Genomic DNA, 18,814 nt, shown 5'->3' with positions numbered 1-18,814 from the left:
TTGTGGTTATTCTTTGATGTCGTCGTCATTAAGTAGTGCAGCATCGGCTTGATCTTCGGCGCGACCCTCACTGCTGATTTCGTCGTCATCTTCGCCAACAAACTCAGGTACTGGATTTGGATTGACCTTTTCAGGTGCTGGTGCTGGAGCATCTGGGAAGTGGTCATAATGAGGCTGCTGCTGCCATGCTGGTGGATGATCCACATCAATCTCAAAGCTTGAGATGGCATCTTTCACCAAACGCATTTCCACTTCGCCTTCATCTGCCAAGCGTTTTAGCGTAGCGACCACGATGTGTGCTGCGTCAACGTTAAAGAAGCTGCGTAGCTGCTCACGAGAGTCCGAGCGACCATAGCCGTCAGTACCTAGTGTGGTGTATGGACGGTTGTCAGGCAGCCAAGCACGGATTTGCTCTGAGTAGTTGCGCATATAGTCGGTCGCGGCAACCACGATACCTTCGTGCGGCGCAAGCTGCTCGGTGACCCAAGGCACACGCTCTTCTTCCATGGGGTGCAGGCGGTTGTAGTCATCACACGCCATACCGTCACGGGTCAACTCGTTAAAGCTGGTGACACTCCAGACGTTTGAGGTGATGTTAAACTCTTCTTTTAGGATACGTGCCGCTTTTTGTACTTCGCGTAAGATAACGCCTGAACCCAGTAGCTGTACTTGGGTTGAGCCATTGTCTTCTAGCAGATACATACCACGCTTGATGCCTTCTTCCGCGCCTTCTGGCATTGCAGGCTGATCGTAGTTTTCGTTCATCAAGGTAAGGTAGTAGTATACGCGCTCGCCTTCGCCATACATACGGCGCAAACCATCATGCACAACGACTGCTAGTTCATAGCCGTAGCATGGGTCATAGGTGACGCAGTTTGGTACAACGTTGAACAGAATCTGCGAATGACCATCTTGGTGCTGCAAGCCTTCACCGTTTAGGGTAGTACGACCAGCGGTTGCGCCAAGTAAGAAGCCTTGTGCCTGACAGTCACCTGCCGCCCACGCCAAGTCACCAATACGCTGGAAACCGAACATTGAGTAGTAGATGTACATCGGAATCATCGGTAAGGCATTGACCGAGTAGCTGGTCGCTAGCGCAATCCAAGTACTCATCGCGCCTGCTTCGTTGATGCCTTCTTCTAGCATGTGACCGTCGATGGCTTCTTTATAACCCATCAAGGCTTCGCTGTCTTCAGGCGTATAGGTCTGACCTGCTGCTGAGTAAATACCCAGCTGACGGAACATACCTTCTAGACCAAAGGTACGCGCTTCATCAGGAACGATGGGCACGACGCGGTCTTGGATGTCTTTATTTTTTAGCATCGCTGACAGTAGGCGTACGAACACCATAGTCGTTGATTGCTCTTTACCATTGCTGCCCTTTAATACACGATCAAAGATAGACAGCTCAGGGATGTTTAATGGAATGTGCCCGCTGCGGCGATTTGGCATGTGACCACCCAAGGCTTCACGGCGACCTTTTAGGTATTTCATCTCTGCCGAATCTTCGTCTGGACGATAGAACGGAAGGGTGTCTAGTTGCTCATCGGTAAACGGCAAATCAAAGCGATCACGGAAGTACATCAAGGCTTCTTGATCCAGCTTTTTGATTTGGTGGGCTTTGTTGACCGATTGTGCTTGCTCAGACAGACCATAGCCTTTAACCGTTTTGACTAGGATTACGGTTGGCTGACCTTTGGTTTTCATCGCTTCACTAAAGGCAGCATAGACTTTTCTTGGGTCATGACCGCCACGGTTCAGACGAGAGATGTCTTCATCAGTCAATGACTCTGCCATTTCTTCAAGCTCTGGGTATTTACCAAAGAACTCTTTACGAATAAATTCAGGCGAACGCGCTTCATACAGCTGGTACTCACCATCAACGACCTCTTCCATACGATGCTTAAGTACGCCCGTATCGTCATTGGCAAGCAGACTGTCCCAGTTGCCGCCCCAGATGACTTTAATCACGCGCCAGCCAGCACCGCGGAATACCGACTCAAGCTCTTGAATGATTTTGCCGTTACCACGTACAGGACCGTCAAGGCGCTGCAAGTTACAGTTGATGACCCAAATTAGGTTGTCTAGCTTTTCACGACCAGCCAGTGAGATTGCACCCAAGCTTTCTGGCTCATCGGTTTCGCCATCGCCTAAGAATGCCCAGATTTTACGGTCTTCTTTTTCGAGCAGTTTGCGGTTTTCCATATAACGGTGGACGTGGGCATGGTAGATCGACATGATCGGACCGAGACCCATAGAGACCGTTGGGAACTGCCAGTAGTCTGGCATCAGGTAGGGATGCGGATAGCTTGATAGACCCTTGCCGCCCACTTCGCGGCGGAAGTTGTCGAGCTGATCTTCGGTCAGACGACCTTCTAAATAAGAACGGGCGTAGATACCAGGGGCTGAGTGACCTTGGTAATAAATCATGTCACCACCGAAGTGGTCGCTTGCAGCGCGGAAGAAATGGTTAAAGCCTGTCTCATATAAGGTTGCACTAGAGGCGAATGAGGCTAAGTGACCACCCAAATCATCGTCGTTTTTGTTGGCGCGCATTACCATAGCAAGCGCATTGTAGCGAATCAGGGCGCGGATTTTGCGCTCGATGCCCAAGTCGCCTGGATACATCGGCTCGTCATCCACCGCGATGGTGTTTACATAAGCGGTGTCCAAACGATTAAATGGCAGCCCTTCTTGTACTGCCATATTATAAAGTGCTTTTAACAAAAACTGGGCACGGTCTTTGTCTGCATTTTTAATGACAGATTCAAATGCCTGTAACCACTCTTGGGTTTCAGTACTGTCATCGTCCTTATAATAATTCATACGTGTTCGTCCTTATTATCGGAAATGCCTTAGATAAAGGCGTTAAAAAGTGGAAGTGGAAGGATAAAATACAGTGATGCGCCGCAGGGCGATGGTTGTCGCTGTGCGCCATCCTTGGCTCTTTAGGATATGTCTGAGCAATAAAAAACATATCTACAAGGCAATGTTGTCATTGATATGCCTTGGGTGGCGAGGGGTATCCTAGCGCATGATTTATGATGCAACGGTATCTCTCAGAATTTATGACAGTCTATTATAATCGCTTACGCCAAAAATGTTTATGGCTGTAGGAAAATGGTAACAACACAAGTATTTTGCAAAAAAATGTTGTCTATGCTCGCGCTAAAATACCGCGTAGCCAATGACAAGCACTTATCGGCTCCGTATAGGCTACCAGTATGCGCGATTATGAGGCGTAACTCTGCACTTTATTGAGTAATTTTGTCGTGCGCATTTGGTCGCGCAAAATCTACCATTAGTAATATTGTATTGGTTTTTGACTTCACAATTGCATAATATTATATAAAATAAACACTTTGTACATAATCAGTTAACACACGTACTGATTTGCTGGCCCTGTCTTCTAGGAGTGCTGCTATGGTTTGGCTGCCATACTCATCATTAATATCGCGTAGTGCCACACTTGGCATACGTTTGTTTTTAGGTATGGTTTTGCTGCTCTGCTTTGGTCAGTCTGTCTGGGCAGCGGCCACCTGTGCGGCAAACCAACGTATGTATTATCTGGGTGCCAACGCGCCTGCAACGGCCTATAAGAGCCAGCCGCTGACTGGCTGGACGTCGGGCAGCATCAGACGTACCTATACTTTTGCTGAAGCGTCAGGGGACAAAAGCTTTACTATTGAGTTCCCGCTTTTTTTGGATAAGTACACCTCGTATAGTGAGCAGCCGCCTTTTTATGGCAGCTTAAGCGGTGCAACGCTGAACGCCATCACAATGATTCACAACTCGACGCAAACGCGTGTGAACCATACCATGGATGTGACGGTCAACAAGCCTGTCGCAAAGCTTGGTTATACCATCCAAGATATCGACTCAGCACGTGATAGCTCAAATAACGTGCCTTACCAAGAGGCGGTCAATGTGTCCTCTACTGGCGGCAAGCTGACCTATGACCCGACTTACCATACCATCAATGGTAGCTTGGATATGGTGACCTCTATTTTGCGTGTCGCGTGTAATGGCGATAGCAGCAATTATGCCTGTCCTATCGAAGCCACTTGGGGGTACAAGCCTGCCAACAGTCTCTTTAGCCTCACGCACAGCAACGAGTTCAGCCAATATAATGGTCCGCATGTTTTGGGCTACTCTGACTTTTACTTTTGTTTAGAGCCTGCCAAAATCACAGTGTCTAAAAAGCTCAGTGGCGCGCGTGTCCATGACACCTCAGGCGATCGCGATCAGTTCGAAATCAGTGTGAACAGTGGCAGCACCGTGCTCGGCAGTGTCACGACCACAGGCTCAGGTCAGACCATTACCAACGGCAGTACCAATACCCTAAGCCTCAATGAAGGCACCACCTATACCATCACTGAAAAAGTGGTGGGCAGCTCGCTTGGCGATATCAGCAACTATGATGCGACGTACACCTGTACCAACAACACCACAGGCAGCAGCACCGTCATGCCCACCTCGGCAATGACCTACAACTCAGCGACCAAGACGCGCTCGTTCACCCTATCGAACGTCAACTATGGCGACGACATCAGCTGTACCATCACCAACAGCCCGCGTTCGGTATTTGATGGCGGCACGAGCGCCACCCCTGCCAGCTGTCCTGCAGGACATCGTATGTACTATGTGGGTGCCAATGCGCCGAGTGGTGCATATCGCTCAACGCCACTATCAGGTTGGTCGAATGGCAGCACCAGTCGTACTTATAGCTTTAACGATGCCACAGGTACCAAGAACTTCACTATCAGCTTTGCGTCTATTTTAGACTTGTATACCCAATACCAGACGCCCTCACCTTTTTATGGTGACATTCCTAACGCTACAGCGGGCGCGCTTAACATCCTACACAACTCACCTGCGGTGCGTAGCAACCATGTGTTAAACGTGACTGTAGACCGCTCTGTTTCCAAACTGGGCTACGTGATTCAGGACTTAGACTCGTTTACCAATAATGGGCAATCGCCGTACCAAGAGCGTGCGGACGTCTCAGGCTCGGCAGGTATTTTAAACTTTCAGTCTGCCTACCATACGATCAACAGTGCCAACAATATCGTCACCTCAATCTTGGGCAGAAACTGTGAGACGACCAACTCCTGTCCGATTAACGCAACGTGGGGCTATAAGACACAAGGCAGTACCTTTAGCTTGGTACACAGTAACGCCTACACGCAATACGACTCTCCGCATGCGGTGGGTTATACCGACTTTTATTTCTGTCTTGCGCCACCAAAGGTCATTGTCAACAAAAAGCTGTCTGGCACACGTATCAACGACAGCGCGAGCAACCGTGACCAGTTTGCTATTAGTGTGAACAATGGCAGCACGGTGGTGAGCAGCTTTGAAACCACAGGTTCAGGGCAAAGCATCACCAACGGCTCAAGCGGCGCGGTAAGCTTGGCAGAAAATACCAGCTACACCATCACCGAAAAAGTGGTTAATAGTACAAACAATGGCGACATTTTTAACTATAACGCCACCTATGCCTGTACCAACAGCGCAACTGGCAGCACCACCGTCATGCCCACCTCGGCAATGACCTACAACGCTGCCAATAAAACACGCTCGTTCACACTGGCCAACGTCAGCTATGGCGATGAGATTACCTGTACGATTACCAACACGCCTGCGACTTACAGTTTCTTGGGCTACGTGTTTAATGATAATGGCGGCATTACCGCAAGCAGCGCCACGCAATACGACGTGTCTGCGACATTTACAGGCAATGCCAACTATGCCAACGGTGCGTTTGACAGCAATGAGCAAGGCATCGCCATCAGTGGTCTACAGGTCAGCTTGACCGACTGTAGTGGCAACCTTATCACCACCAGCAGCGCCAACCCGCAAACCGTATCCAGCACAGCAGGTACGCTCGGTCAGTACAGCTTTTCGGTATTGCCAAGCATCTTAAACGGTAAAACCAAAGTCTGTTTGATAGAGACGGAGCCAAGCAGCTGGGAGTATACGATAGACACCACTGCCGACAGCCGTGAGATTACGCTCGTTGCGGGCACGTATGAGTACAAAACGCAAAAAGACGCATCAGGCAACATCACCCGCAACATGGATTTTGGTGAACTAAGAGCACAAAATGCGGCGCTGGTACTCAGAAAATCACAATACGTTCATGCCTGTAATACAGCGCTGAATTACACCAGCATTGCAGATACCAACGACCCGACCACAGGCTTTAGTACCAACCCTGCCAACAACGTCAAACCTGGTAACTGTATCGCTTACAAGATTGATGCCTATAACCGTGGTCATATCGACATCTTTGACATCCAAATCAAAGACAGCCTACAGACTGCGCCTGTGACATCGGTGTTTCATTTACCCAAACCTTTGGGCAACCCAAGCACCGTCTATAGCAGTACCAATAACTCAGCGGTAATGGGCAGTAATGGCACGATATTGTCAGATAAATTCGCGCTCAGCAAAGTCGCCACATCATCGACCACACCCACCAAAGCCACGCTCTATTTCAACAGCAAATACGGCGCAATTCCTACAACGCCGTGATGATAAAAAGATTGCTATTTCAATAACTTGCTGGCTTAATTAGCGCGTTTTACGCCTTAAGACTTTAAGCGGTTTTAAGGCGTCGCCTTTTGGGCGATTGAATATACCATTTGTCAGAATTTTGATGCAGTACTGTAAGTCGTTTGCAATAATGCTTTTACAATCTGACACACAGACAATAACGAACATTTTTCTTGCTGTAACTTCTCTTAGAAGCCGCAATATCTCTCTTAGATTTGCCTCTTTACAGTACGATAAGCAAGGAGTTTTACATGAAGTCATCTCAATCATTATGCCGCGTATTATTGGCTACGGTTACCAGTGTGATGGTCATCAGTGGCGCGCACGCAGCGGATGCGTTAAAGATGGAATTGACCGCCAACAAAATGGTGAAAACCAAAGAAGGCAAAGTCAGCTACTTGCCTGTACGCACAGCGCCTGCAGGGTCAGTCATTCAATATAAAGCCACTTATACCAATACCACCAACCAAAACATCAATGATTTGGCGGTGACCCTGCCTATTCCTGCGAACATGACGTTCACAGGTGATGCCTATCCTACCAGCGCTCAAGCAAGTACAGATGGCAAAAACTACGCAGACATGCCGCTCATGCGTAAGGTAAATGGCAAGTTGGTTAAAGTCCCATTATCAGAATACAAAGCCTTACGCTGGAATATTAAATGGCTGCCAGCGAATAAATCAGCCGACGTGTCACTCAATACTGTTGTTGATTAATCTTTAACTTTACCCATTGCTCTTATCTAGGAGATGACCCATATGAAGACTCGTTTGTTTCAATACTCAGTATTGGCAGCTGGCATCGTCACCGCGCTTGGCGTGACCTCTGCCAATGCTGCCAAATCAACTGCTGACTCGACCCCGACCATTGACAACATTGCAACCGCGACTTATAGCATCGCTGGCGTTGCACAGAACCCTGTACAGTCAAACAAAGTCACCGTAAACATAACCCAAAGCGCGGCGTTCAGCCTAGTTGCTAAGAATGATGACGGCGATTTGACAGACGACTACAACAAAGGTCTGACTGTCACACCAAAAGGCGTTGTAACCTTTAACCATACCTTGACCAACTCAGGTAACATAAAAGACACCTATACCTTTGACCTAACCCAAGGTGGCAACATTCCAGGTAGCCCACAAGGTAGCGGCTCATACGACTTAGATAAAACAAGTGTCACGTACATCATCTACAATGCTGATGGCACACAAAAGAGCACCACTACCGTTACAGGTACTCAGTTTAAAAACCAAACCATCATTTTAAACCCGAATGAATATGCGGACATCTCTGTTGCTGCAGTAACTTCTGGTAACGTGGGCGGCGACACGCAGAACCTAACGCTATCTGCAGTTAGTAAACACTTTGCTGAATCTGACACCACCAAAGCCACCTTGACCAACATTGATAACAGCACCACCAAAGCGCCTGTGTTTAAGATTACCAGCAAGGTCAGTAGCACGCTAAATCTAAATGACCCAACCTCAAAAGTGACGTACACCATCACGGTACGTAACGATGAGCGCGCGGCATACACCACTACGGCAAACAACATCGTCGTGTTTGACAACTTGCCAGCAGGCTTGCGTCTTGCTGATCAGCCGAACCTAAGCGTCAGCAACAATGCGACCATCACTGCAGGCACCAATGGTGCAGGTACAGGTAGCGCACAAGACAGTGTTCGTGTAACCTTGCTAAACCTAGCGCCTGGTCAAGAAGCCACCATTACCTTTGATGTACAAAAAGACCAAAGTGAAACACTGACAAATCCGAAAAGCACCGTCAATCATGCGGTTGTGACGCTTGACTTCCCAGGCGGTCAGAGCTTGTACGATACCACTGATCCATCAGATACCAATCAAAACACCAGTAACTTCTACCCATCAACCGATGACAGTGAAGTGATTGATGGCTCAGTGAACAACGCTATCGGTGGCGACTCGACCCAGCCATTGACTGCAAACCAGCGTGCGGTAAGCATCGAATCACCAACCAGTAAAGAAATCCCAACCACAACGACTGCGGGTACACAAATCACCCAGACCGCTGTGATTAAGAATACTGGAAAAGAGATTGAAGGCGACCAGCCAGGCGAAGTGAAATTCACCATCACCGAAGGCGCGAACGATAAAGTTACCCAAGTAGACGGCAGCGTACTGATCGTCTATGATGCGGACAACGATCCAGCCACACCAAACGCAACCTATAAAGTGACTAAAGATGGCAATGGTGACTATGACTTATCTACAGCTACGCCTGTCAATGGTGCACCAGCGTGGACAGGTATGGCACCAAATTCAAGCGTGACCATCCAGTATCAAGTGTCGTCAACGGGTGCAGCGCTTGGCTCAACCGAAACCACAACTGTGACCTTAGTAGTGGGTGGTCAAGACGCGCCAGCAGTTGGTGATCGCTCAGTACAGAACACCACGACCGTTAAAGGCTTGGGCTTGGTCAAAGAGCAAGCACTGAACACCTCATGTTCAGCGACAGCATCATTGACTTTCACTCAGTCACCAGTAGCGGCAAAACCAGGCGACTGTATTGTGTATAAGATTACTGCGTTCAACCAGTTTGCAAGTGCTGATTCACGCTTTAATTTTGACAACGTATTGATCAACGATACCACCGACCGCTTTAACAACAAAGCGATGGTACTTAGCAGCGGCACGACCCCAGCGTACGCTATCAAGCTAGATGACGTGGCAAATGCTACCGCAGTACCTACAACCAATAAATATAACGCCACCAATGATGGCACAGCTGTCAGCGGTACGGTGACCACCTTAGGTCCACAAAAATACGCAGCAATGGTATTTGCTGTCAAAATCAACCCAGATGGCAGCACCACACCATAAGGCTTGACGACATATAGTGTCAGACTGTCCATAGCACCCGCTGTGGACAGTCCCCCAACCCAATAGCGATAAGCATAACGATGACTGTCACTATTTTTTATCTGATTTGATTGCATAGGCACGCATAATGACATCAAACCGCACTGCCCCGTCTGCTCATTTAGCACCCAAGCTATCTGCTTTGACAGTGGCTATGCTGCTTATGCAATCACATTCTGCCCTTGCTGCTTCTGTGATTGTCGATACCATCGAAAACACCGCAGATGCCCGCTATACTATCAGCGACACGCAAACCACCTTGAACGTGGCGTCAAACACTGTCGAGCTACAAACGGCCAATGCGGATCAGTACAGCATTGCTTTTTCTGGCGGCAGTAATCAAGTGGTCATGGCAGGCGACAAGGTCACTTGGAAAAACAGCATCACCAATACCGGTTACGATGCCGTCACCATCAATCTAAACTTTGAATACCCAAGCAGCCTTTCAAACTTTGAGGTGTATCAAGACCTCAATAAAAACGGCATCGTTGACGCTGGTGACCGCTTAATTACTGGTCTTGACCAAATCAAATTGGGACAAAGTGAGCGCCTTGATTTAATCATCCAAGCTGTTACTGACAAGAATGCCGCTGACGGCAGCCGTATCGACATCAAACTGGGCGCGACGGTCGTTGAAGACAGCTCTATCACAGCCTCTGTGACCGACAGCCTTGTCGTCGTCACCCCTGGCGTGCGCTTTACCAACGCCGACTACACTGGTGATGCGCAAAACTCACAGATCAGCAATAACGTCTATCTTGAGGCCAGCTACGCGGCATGTAATGTCCAAACTGACAAACCCGATCAAATCTGGGTGAGCATCACCTCACCCTTGACTGGCGACGTGTATTCGCTAAAAGGTATTGAGACGGGCAACAATACAGGCAAATACCGTCTGTCAGCACCCACGCAAAACAACGCCAACGCAATTGATGACCAAATCATCCAGACACTTGTGGGCGACACCTTACAAGCGAATTTGGTCGCGTGTATCTCGCCTGACGTGGGTCTTGACCAAACGCCGACCCAATCTGACTTTAGCAGCTATATCAGTGGCGTAAACACTCAGATTACGATGACCAATGACAGCCCGAACTTGCAAGTCACCAAAGAAGGCGATGTTAAGAGCGCTGAGCTTGGTGATTATGTCAATTACAGCATCACCGTCACCAATAATGGCGCGGCGACTGCCTACGATGTGTCGCTCAAAGATGCGCTGCCTCGTGGTTTTGAATACGTCAAAGGCAGCGTGCGTCAGCTAGAAAACGGCGTGGCGATTGACCAGCTGCAAGGCAATGAGTTTAAAACCGAAGGCAAGTACCATGTGCTGAGCCTTGGCGATATGGCACAAGGCAGCAGCCGAGAGATTACCTATCGCGTGCTGATTGGCTCAGCAGCGGTGGGCGGCGCAGGCGTCAACCGCGCACACGCTACTGCCACAACAGCAAACGGTAACGGTCAAAACGTCACCTCACGTCAAGCAGAATGGAAAATCGACGTCAGCCGCGGCGCTATCAATGACAAAGGCGTCATCGTTGGTAAAATCTATCACGACATCAACCGCGACGGCATCCAGCAAAAAGACGACAATGAGCTTGGCGTGGCAGGCGTGCGTATTTATATGGAGAACGGCAATTTTGCCGTCACCGACACCGAAGGTAAATACAACTTTTATGGCGTGTCTGCCAAAACACACGTCCTAAAAATCGACACCACCACCCTGCCTGCGGGTACCGAGCTGATTACCCAAAGCAACCGCAATGCAGGCGATGCAGGCAGCGCCTTTGCTGACGTGCGCTATGGTGAGCTGCACCGTACCGATTTTGCCTTGGTCGGCGGTCTTGGCGATGCGCCTGAAGCCATTAACAAACTGTTAGAGCAGCGCCGCAAAACCATCGCCAAAAAGAATGACACCCTTGAACAAGCCATCAAAAACGACTTGGTTCTTGAGCCGAACTACGAGACCGACACACGCGACAACGTCGAGGCGAGCGGCTGCAAAGCGAACGACGCGCTCGATGGTGGCAGCAACTGTGACTCTGCTATCGTGGTCAATGACCGCGCGCTTATCAACGCCCCACGCCTTGACGTCACCAAGATTGCGCAGCCACAGCCTGTGGTGCTTGAAGAGTACCTAAAGCAAGTACCTAACAACAATGTCGCTTTTCTTAATCTAACCTCCAATCAGCAGCTCGACACGTACAAGCAATTGGTTCAAGTGCAAGCGCCACTTGGTGCCGCATTCACCTTGTACGTGAACGGCAAACCTGTATCAGAAGACCATATCGGTAAAACCGCTGAACAAGAAAAGCAACAAGTCACTGCCTTTGACTATTACTCTGTCGAATTGCAGCGCGGCAAAAATACCTTGCGCGGCGTCTCAACGGACGTCACGGGCAAGGTCGTGTCCGAGCAGTCGCTCACAGTCATCGCGCCAGACAGCTTGCAAGACATTGAATACCGCACCCAAGATACTTTGGTTGAAGCCGATGGCGTGAGCGAATACCAAGTGGTCATTCGCCTAAAGGACCGCAATGACCTCCCCTACATTGCCTCTATGCCTGTCACCATCGATACCAGTATTGGCAGCATCAACCTGCCTGATGGCAGCAAAGACCAAGCGGGCACGCAAGTCATCGTCTCAGGTGGCGAGTTGCTCATTCCAGTGACTGCGCCCAATGCTCCAGGTCAAGGCGAGCTGGTCATCAATACGGGCAACACCAAAAAAGTCATTCCGCTACAGTTTACTGCCAAGCTACGTCCTCTAATCGCCGTCGGTATCGTTGAAGGCAGCATCTCGCTAAGAGACTTTGACAGCAGCAATATCAGCGACGGTGAAGGTGCATTCGAGCAAGAGCTGCACGCCTTCTCTGGCGATGACAATCACCGTGCCTCAGGACGCGCTGCGTTTTTCTTAAAAGGCAAAGTACGCGGCGACTACCTATTGACACTGGCTTATGACAGTGACAAGAAAGGCGAACGCTTGTTCCGCGATATCGAGCCTGGCGAATACTATCCAGTCTATGGCGACGCCTCCGCTAAAGGCTTTGACGCGCAATCGACCAGCAAGCTGTTTGTCCGTTTGGACAAAGGTCGCTCGTTCGCCATGTACGGCGACTTAAAAACCCACGTCAATAACGACGAAGGCATTGAGCTCGGTCAATACAACCGTACGCTAACGGGTCTAAAGGCACAGTACGAAGATGATAATACCCGCATCACCACGTTTGCAGCCAGAACCGCCACATCACAGCAAGTGAACGAAACGCGCGGTTTGGGCATCTCAGGGCCTTACCCACTCGGTAGCAACTTTGATGCGGTACTCGAAAACTCAGAAACCGTCGAAGTCATCACCCGCGATGCCAACAATCCAGGTTTGGTCATCAAGCGCGAAACCCTCAACCGTTTTGCCGACTACGAGATTGATCCTATCAGCCGCAGCTTGTATTTAAAAGCGCCGATTGCCAGCCAAGACTTTGACGGCAATCCTATTTACTTGCGTGTGACCACCGAAGTGGACACCAATGGCGAAAAATACTGGGTCGGCGGTGTGGCCGCCAAGCAGCAGCTGAATAAAAAAGTCTCTGTCGGCGGCAGCTATGTGTATAGCGATGACCCCACCAATCAAGAGCAGCTTGCCAGCATCAATACTGTGATGCGTATCAATGACAAGCTTAAACTGATTGCTGAGTATGCCAAAAATCGTGCGGAAAACCCCAACTACAGCGCCAGTAACCAAATCAACACTGAAGCCTTAAAAGACACTTCAGTAGAAGGTGACGCGCTACGGGTTGAGCTGACCTACGACGACAAAAAACGTACCAAAGCCAAAGCCTATTATCACGATGCCGACACTGGTTTTGTTACAGGCGCATCACCGCTGACCGCAGGACGTACTGAGTCAGGTGTTGAGCTGACCCGCATTTTGAGCAATCAAAAAACGGCGCTAAAAGTCGAAGGTGTACGCACCAAAGAGCACAGCACAGACAACACGACCGAAGGTGTCAAAGCCACAGTAGAGCAGCGTCTAAGCCAAAACGTTACAGGCGAGATTGGCATGCGCTACTACAAACAAGATGCAGGCGGCGCAGCACGGGCAACCCAAGCCGCCACTGACGTGGTAGATATCGAAAATGACACCGCCTTCAATGACGACATCATCAATCAATCGGCGCTAGGCAGCGTCAGCAGCACTGAGGATATCGAAGGCGTCACTGCCAGCGCGCGCATCACAGCACGCCTGCCAAAGCTTAACAACGCCTTGGTATTTGCAGAATATGAGCAAGACATCAATCACAGTGGTCGTAACGCTACCTCTATCGGTGGTGAAGCACCTTTAGGCAAAGTCGGTCGCCTCTATGCGCGTCACGACTTGATTAACAGCCTATCTGGCAGCTACGGTCTTGACGATACCGACGAGCGTCAGCGCACCGTGATTGGTTTTGATGCCAACTACCTAAAAAATGGTAAAGTCTATAGCGAATACCGCGCTCGTGACGCCATCAGCGCCCGCGAAGCTGAAGCTGCTATCGGTCTAAAAAACAAATGGTATGTTCAAGAAGGTCTGACCGTAAATACCTTGCTTGAGCGCGTTGAATCACTCGAAGGCGATACCGATAAAACCGCGACTGCCGCAGGTATCGGCGTTGAATACCTTGCAAAAGAGAACTACAAAGCCTCAGGACGCTTAGAGAAACGTTGGGGCGAAACCAGTGAGACTTTGCTTGGTAGCGCAGGCGTGGCCTATCGCTACAATGACGACATCACCTTATTGGCAAAAGACATCTACTCACGTGTGGATTATGATGATGGTCATCGTACAGTGAACCGCTTCCAAGTGGGCGGCGCGTATCGCGACTTTGACAGCAATCAGCTTGATATGCTGGCCAAGCTTGAGTATCGTTTTGATGACAATGCCACAGGCGACGACCCATACCAAAAAGACGTCTTGGTTTGGTCATGGAGTGGCAACTACCACCCAACGCGCCCTTGGACACTGTCAGGTCATTACGCGGGCAAATACACAGAATATACCGCTGATGACATGAACGACAGCAACACAGCGCACGCGCTATATGCACGCGGTCTATACGACATCAGCGAGCGCTGGGACGTGGGCGTACAGGCAGGCACGTACTGGAATCAGCAAGCCGACAACATGGCGTATATGCTGGGCGCAGAAGTCGGCTACAGCCCTTTGACCAACTTATGGGTATCGGCGGGTTACAACTTTATGGGCTTTAAAGATGATGACATTGCCTATACTGATGATACCCAAGAAGGCGCTTATGTCCGCTTGCGCTTTAAGTTCGATGAAAATTTATTCAAAAAAAATGACCCCAATAAAAACGCACGACAAGACGACATTCTTGTCCCGTAGTCATGATTTGTCGTCTGTCTCTGCACTCTTTATATAAGGCTTATGTGATGCTCATGCTGACCCGATTTACACTACCTACTGCCCTAGCGCGTCCCGCTGTTGCACTGGGTCTTGGCATCATGGCAGCGCTGGCATCTAGCGCCCACGCTGCGGCATTATCCTCCGCCACAGACAGCTACGATGCCATGCCTGCGGCAGAATGTACGCCACAGACAGCAGACGTCCCCGCGTTTTCTGCGGCGCGCTATGACGCCTGCAAACAAACGCTTGATAATTACATCGCTCAGTACCAGCAGACCAGCGACAGCCAAAAGCTATACACTGCCTATCAAGCCCTAGCTTGGCTGACCTACGCCAACTATGAGCAGCATATGAACAGCCGCGCCGCCACTAAGGCGCAAGCATGGCAAAGTGCGTATGGTCTGATAAGCGCCTTGGCATATGGCACGTCCAGCGAATCTGTGCCCGCAGACATCCCAGCCACCTCGGCACTAATGCGCCCCGACCTTTGGGCGTATGTCAGCGCGCTCAAAGACAAGGGCGCTATCGCTATAGCCCCACGCGAGATGGCCTTTGCCGAAGTGTCTCTGATATGGGCCGCATCCAAACAATGTACGCGTGGCTGGCGGCAATCAACCCCGCATTTTCGCATGGCTGCCAGATATGTATCGCAAGCGAACACCGCCTATCGCAACCGCTATCCTGAAGACACCGCCGCGCTCTTGGATTTGACACAGCGCTATTACCACGCCTATCTGCCACTAGACGCAAAAAACGACCAATGCCACGGTCAAATTTTGCCCAAACTGCCTTTATAAACCGCTTTTATTTTTTTATAAAAAATTATCTATACAAATATTAATACGGTATTTTAAATTTTTGCGCGCATAAAAAAACAATTAATGCCATAAAATATAGCGCGATAAACCCTTATTGACATCAGGTATTTATTGCACTTATCAGCATGTATTTAAACGCATCGCATTTTTTGATAAATAGAGAATTATTCATAATGTCTGCTTCATATGTGAATAACAAAGCAATAGGCATAAAAAAAGCTGACAATCAATGTCAGCTTTTTGGGAATTGCTTGGCTTATTTTGCTTGATCACGGTTTTTGCGCGGCAACTTCTCTGGCAAGTAGCAACGCAAATAAGCGATAGATGCCGTCAGCGCTTCTTGCAGATAGTTGTCTGTGATGCGCTCGTGCTGACGATAAGACAGCGTGAATACACCATTGATGATGCTCAGCGTAATCAATAGCGTGTCTTGAATGTCTTCGTAGCGCGGCATCTCATAACGCTCGGCCAAACGCTTATAGACCAGTTTTACGATTTGATGGTCGATGTCTTCACCGAAGCTGTCGCCTTCAAAATCTGGAGTATTGGTGTCATAAATCAGCTTGGCCTTGGTTTGGTCAAGATGGAAGATAGACACACAGCGTTCAATCAATGCTGTCAGATAGCCCTGCCAGCGGTCACAGTCTGCAGTTTCAACGGTGTTGAGGACTTCTAAAATCTCAATCGCGTTTAAGAAGCGCAATGCCAAAAAGATGGCTTCAACATTGGGGAAAAAGTGATAAGCAGAAGCACGGGGAATGCCCGCTTCTTCACACACATCCGCTAGGCTAATGTCATTGATGGCTTTGGTTTCACTCAATTTTTTAGCGCCCATCAACAGCTTTTGACGACGTGCACGCCCTTGCTGACTGGTGAACTTAAACTTATTGGGTACCAGCTGTTTTGCCAGCTCTGAATCGACCAAGATGTCTTCGATTTTTTCGTCTTTGTATTCGCTCATCATAAACCTCGTAGTGTTGCGCCCTATTGCTTATAAACATCGTATTTATTGAATGCCAATGCTGCCAAAAACAGCCAGTCTGCAAGCCACATCATCATCTAATAAAATAAAGACGCATCATAAACACTTGTACATCATCAATCAAGGGGCGTAGGATGGGTTAAAATAATAAAATAATAATTTATTTCATCAATGGTTCAGTACGATTTTCGCTCTCACAATGCCATGGTCGGTCACTCTATCGGCATAGTCCCACTTTAGATGGTCATTAAAGTAGTCCACTCTATCGACATAACCCAAAGCAAATTTACTGTCCGCCAAAAACTCTTCTGACACAAACAGCTGATCAATCACCTCAGGCATACCTTGATAAATGTGGGTATATGCCACATCCTTCATCCAACCATAGCGTCTTTGGACACGGGCAGCATCGAACAGTGCCACGTCTCGGATACTTTTGTCATAGTGGACCTCTTCGGTCTCTGCCATCAGCTGCGTGGTCACGCTGCCTGTCACGTCATTCATATCGCCAAGCAATATCAAAGGCTCATTGGTATGGTTAAGACGCGCCATAATAGCAATACGTATCGACGCGGCCTCAGCGGCTCGCATGCACAGACTGCGCAGCTTAGCACGTATACGAATATTGGGGTCATCCATGTCTTCTAACAAGTCGCCCGCTGCATCGCGTAAAAAATACGCGCGTTTACTCTTTAGATGAGCGGTCACCACAGTGACTGACTGGCCGTTGATGTCCAAACGCAGCAACAAAGGCGGACGCTGGTACTTTTTGTGTGGCCCAACATCAGGAATATCAACGATGGCTTCGGGAGCGATGTCCTCAAGCAGCGTCGTTTCTAATACAGGAAATCGGGTGATGATGCCCACCGCTGGGGTGTTCTGAGCGCCCTTGCCTTGAGTGTGGCTACTGCTTGGGTCATTGCTGGCTAATGGTGCAGTCACGTCAGCGGCATCAAAACCTAATCGGACAGCAAGCGCAGTCAAAGCCTCTGTGTCCCATATCTCTTGCACTGCCAAAATGTCTGCATGGGCGTGCTTGAGTAGCGCACTTAATCCCTCAAGCTTTTGCGTATATTCTGTTTGCGTGTACGCAGGTGTGTTGTCATAAAAGCTGCGCTGCGGTTTTGCAAAGTTCAGCAGGTTGGCAGTTGCGATATAAAACTGCGTTTTATTATGGCGTTGATTTTGCATAGTCATAAACACTCATTATTATTGTTCATTATATTTTGTATTGGGTTTAGGTTTATACATTCAATATGACAGGCGTTATGATTTATAGGATATATGGTCACCATACGAAATTATTTGCGTTTTGCTTATACGCATTTCAAGTCGTTATAAAAAAATCGCATTAAAAAAGCTCCCAAAATCATCTTTTGGAAGCTTTAATATAGCATAATTTGGCTGTTCCGTTATTTTAATAGACAATAGTTTGTATTATTTATTTTATCATTTTTAAGAGGCTATTTACCTATTACAGATAAAACACATGGATACTTTAACTTATCATCTATTTGCCTTTATTACCCATTATTCATAACACTGCTATCATTTACAGTATTCACAATAAGGGATATTAACGGCTAACACGGTTCCATGCGTCACGCGAGGCCAAACGGGCATCTTCCCACGCCAGACGCGATTCGCCTTTCACTTCTTGCCACGAACGCTCTAAATCATTTTCATGGTCTTCAAAACGTGCGTCTTCTGGATAATGCGGACGATTGGCGTAGCCAACTGCATAGGCTGGGTGGTAATCGCGGTCAAAGTCGTGACCGTCTTTATAGTAGCTGGTGTTGGCATGCTCAGCGCGCCAGTAGGCTTCTTCGTGCGTTGGGTCCATGGCTTCTGCTGCGGCATGACCTGCGCCACCACCAACAACAGCACCAATTGCACCGCCGATAAGCGTGCCGAGTGGACCTGCTACAGAACCAATCGCTGCGCCTGCAGCTGCACCGCCGACGCCGCCGATGCCCGTACCTACAGGATGCGAGCCTGGCTCACCAGTAATCATATCCGCGTTTAGGTCTTCTTTTGTCTCTTTTGACATGTGTTTTACTTCGTCACGGTCGATATCGTCATACTTGCTCATGATACTGTCCTTAAAATCGTTATAATAAATGGTTATTGTTGTCTTAGTACTTCTGTCTACTACGGC

Annotated in this window: 9 protein-coding genes; 5 read left to right on the top strand and 4 right to left on the bottom strand. The window is 48.8% G+C overall.

Going from position 1 to position 18,814, the window contains the following annotated elements:
* Window positions 1-6: 6 nt before the first annotated feature.
* Window positions 7-2,826 (bottom strand): pyruvate dehydrogenase (acetyl-transferring), homodimeric type, encoded by a 2,820-nt coding sequence (gene aceE / locus JMW05_RS10835; RefSeq protein WP_201505255.1) that lies wholly within the window; start codon window positions 2,824-2,826, stop codon window positions 7-9.
* A 597-nt stretch (window positions 2,827-3,423) separates the two neighbouring features.
* Between aceE and JMW05_RS10830 the strand changes: the two genes are divergently transcribed.
* The 5 genes from JMW05_RS10830 (at window position 3,424) to JMW05_RS10810 (ending at window position 15,653) form a co-directional block, all read left to right on the top strand.
* Entirely contained in the window at window positions 3,424-6,537 is a 3,114-nt protein-coding gene (locus JMW05_RS10830; RefSeq protein ID WP_201505254.1) for a hypothetical protein, read from the top strand.
* Window positions 6,538-6,809: 272 nt separating this feature from the next.
* On the top strand, window positions 6,810-7,274 hold the full coding sequence (locus tag JMW05_RS10825; protein ID WP_201505253.1) for a hypothetical protein: 465 nt from the start codon (window positions 6,810-6,812) through the stop codon (window positions 7,272-7,274).
* Window positions 7,275-7,316: 42 nt separating this feature from the next.
* Window positions 7,317-9,416, top strand: coding sequence for a hypothetical protein (locus JMW05_RS10820; RefSeq protein ID WP_201505252.1), 2,100 nt, complete (start codon window positions 7,317-7,319; stop codon window positions 9,414-9,416).
* A gap of 202 nt (window positions 9,417-9,618) precedes the next feature.
* Window positions 9,619-14,835, top strand: a complete 5,217-nt coding sequence (locus JMW05_RS10815) for an SdrD B-like domain-containing protein (protein WP_227691517.1) — start codon at window positions 9,619-9,621, stop codon at window positions 14,833-14,835.
* A 53-nt stretch (window positions 14,836-14,888) separates the two neighbouring features.
* Window positions 14,889-15,653 (top strand): hypothetical protein, encoded by a 765-nt coding sequence (locus JMW05_RS10810; protein ID WP_201505250.1) that lies wholly within the window; start codon window positions 14,889-14,891, stop codon window positions 15,651-15,653.
* 277 nt (window positions 15,654-15,930) lie between these two features.
* Here the strand turns inward: JMW05_RS10810 and JMW05_RS10805 are convergent, their stop codons facing one another.
* From JMW05_RS10805 to JMW05_RS10795, 3 genes are all read right to left on the bottom strand, one after another.
* The gene (locus tag JMW05_RS10805; RefSeq protein ID WP_201505642.1) at window positions 15,931-16,635 is read right to left on the bottom strand and encodes a TetR/AcrR family transcriptional regulator; all 705 of its coding nucleotides are present in this window, start codon (window positions 16,633-16,635) and stop codon (window positions 15,931-15,933) included.
* Between the two features lie 189 nt (window positions 16,636-16,824).
* A complete protein-coding gene (locus JMW05_RS10800; protein ID WP_201505249.1) occupies window positions 16,825-17,853 on the bottom strand; it encodes an endonuclease/exonuclease/phosphatase family protein in 1,029 nt (342 codons plus the stop codon).
* Window positions 17,854-18,232: 379 nt separating this feature from the next.
* Entirely contained in the window at window positions 18,233-18,748 is a 516-nt protein-coding gene (locus tag JMW05_RS10795) for a glycine zipper domain-containing protein (protein WP_201505248.1), read from the bottom strand.
* Window positions 18,749-18,814 lie beyond the last annotated feature (66 nt).

This window comes from Psychrobacter aestuarii (assembly GCF_904846035.1).
Classification (GTDB): domain Bacteria; phylum Pseudomonadota; class Gammaproteobacteria; order Pseudomonadales; family Moraxellaceae; genus Psychrobacter; species Psychrobacter aestuarii.
This window is presented reverse-complemented; position numbering and strand designations above follow the sequence as displayed.

Bases quoted from the DNA above. Each gene is read 5' to 3' on its own strand.
- JMW05_RS10795 (WP_201505248.1), bottom strand. From the start codon at position 18,748: ATGAGCAAGTATGACGATATCGACCGTGACGAAGTAAAACACATGTCA.
- aceE (WP_201505255.1), bottom strand. From the start codon at position 2,826: ATGAATTATTATAAGGACGATGACAGTACTGAAACCCAAGAGTGGTTA.
- JMW05_RS10815 (WP_227691517.1), top strand. From the start codon at position 9,619: ATGCAATCACATTCTGCCCTTGCTGCTTCTGTGATTGTCGATACCATC.
- JMW05_RS10820 (WP_201505252.1), top strand. From the start codon at position 7,317: ATGAAGACTCGTTTGTTTCAATACTCAGTATTGGCAGCTGGCATCGTC.
- JMW05_RS10805 (WP_201505642.1), bottom strand. From the start codon at position 16,635: ATGAGCGAATACAAAGACGAAAAAATCGAAGACATCTTGGTCGATTCA.
- JMW05_RS10830 (WP_201505254.1), top strand. From the start codon at position 3,424: ATGGTTTGGCTGCCATACTCATCATTAATATCGCGTAGTGCCACACTT.
- JMW05_RS10800 (WP_201505249.1), bottom strand. From the start codon at position 17,853: ATGACTATGCAAAATCAACGCCATAATAAAACGCAGTTTTATATCGCA.
- JMW05_RS10825 (WP_201505253.1), top strand. From the start codon at position 6,810: ATGAAGTCATCTCAATCATTATGCCGCGTATTATTGGCTACGGTTACC.
- JMW05_RS10810 (WP_201505250.1), top strand. From the start codon at position 14,889: ATGCTGACCCGATTTACACTACCTACTGCCCTAGCGCGTCCCGCTGTT.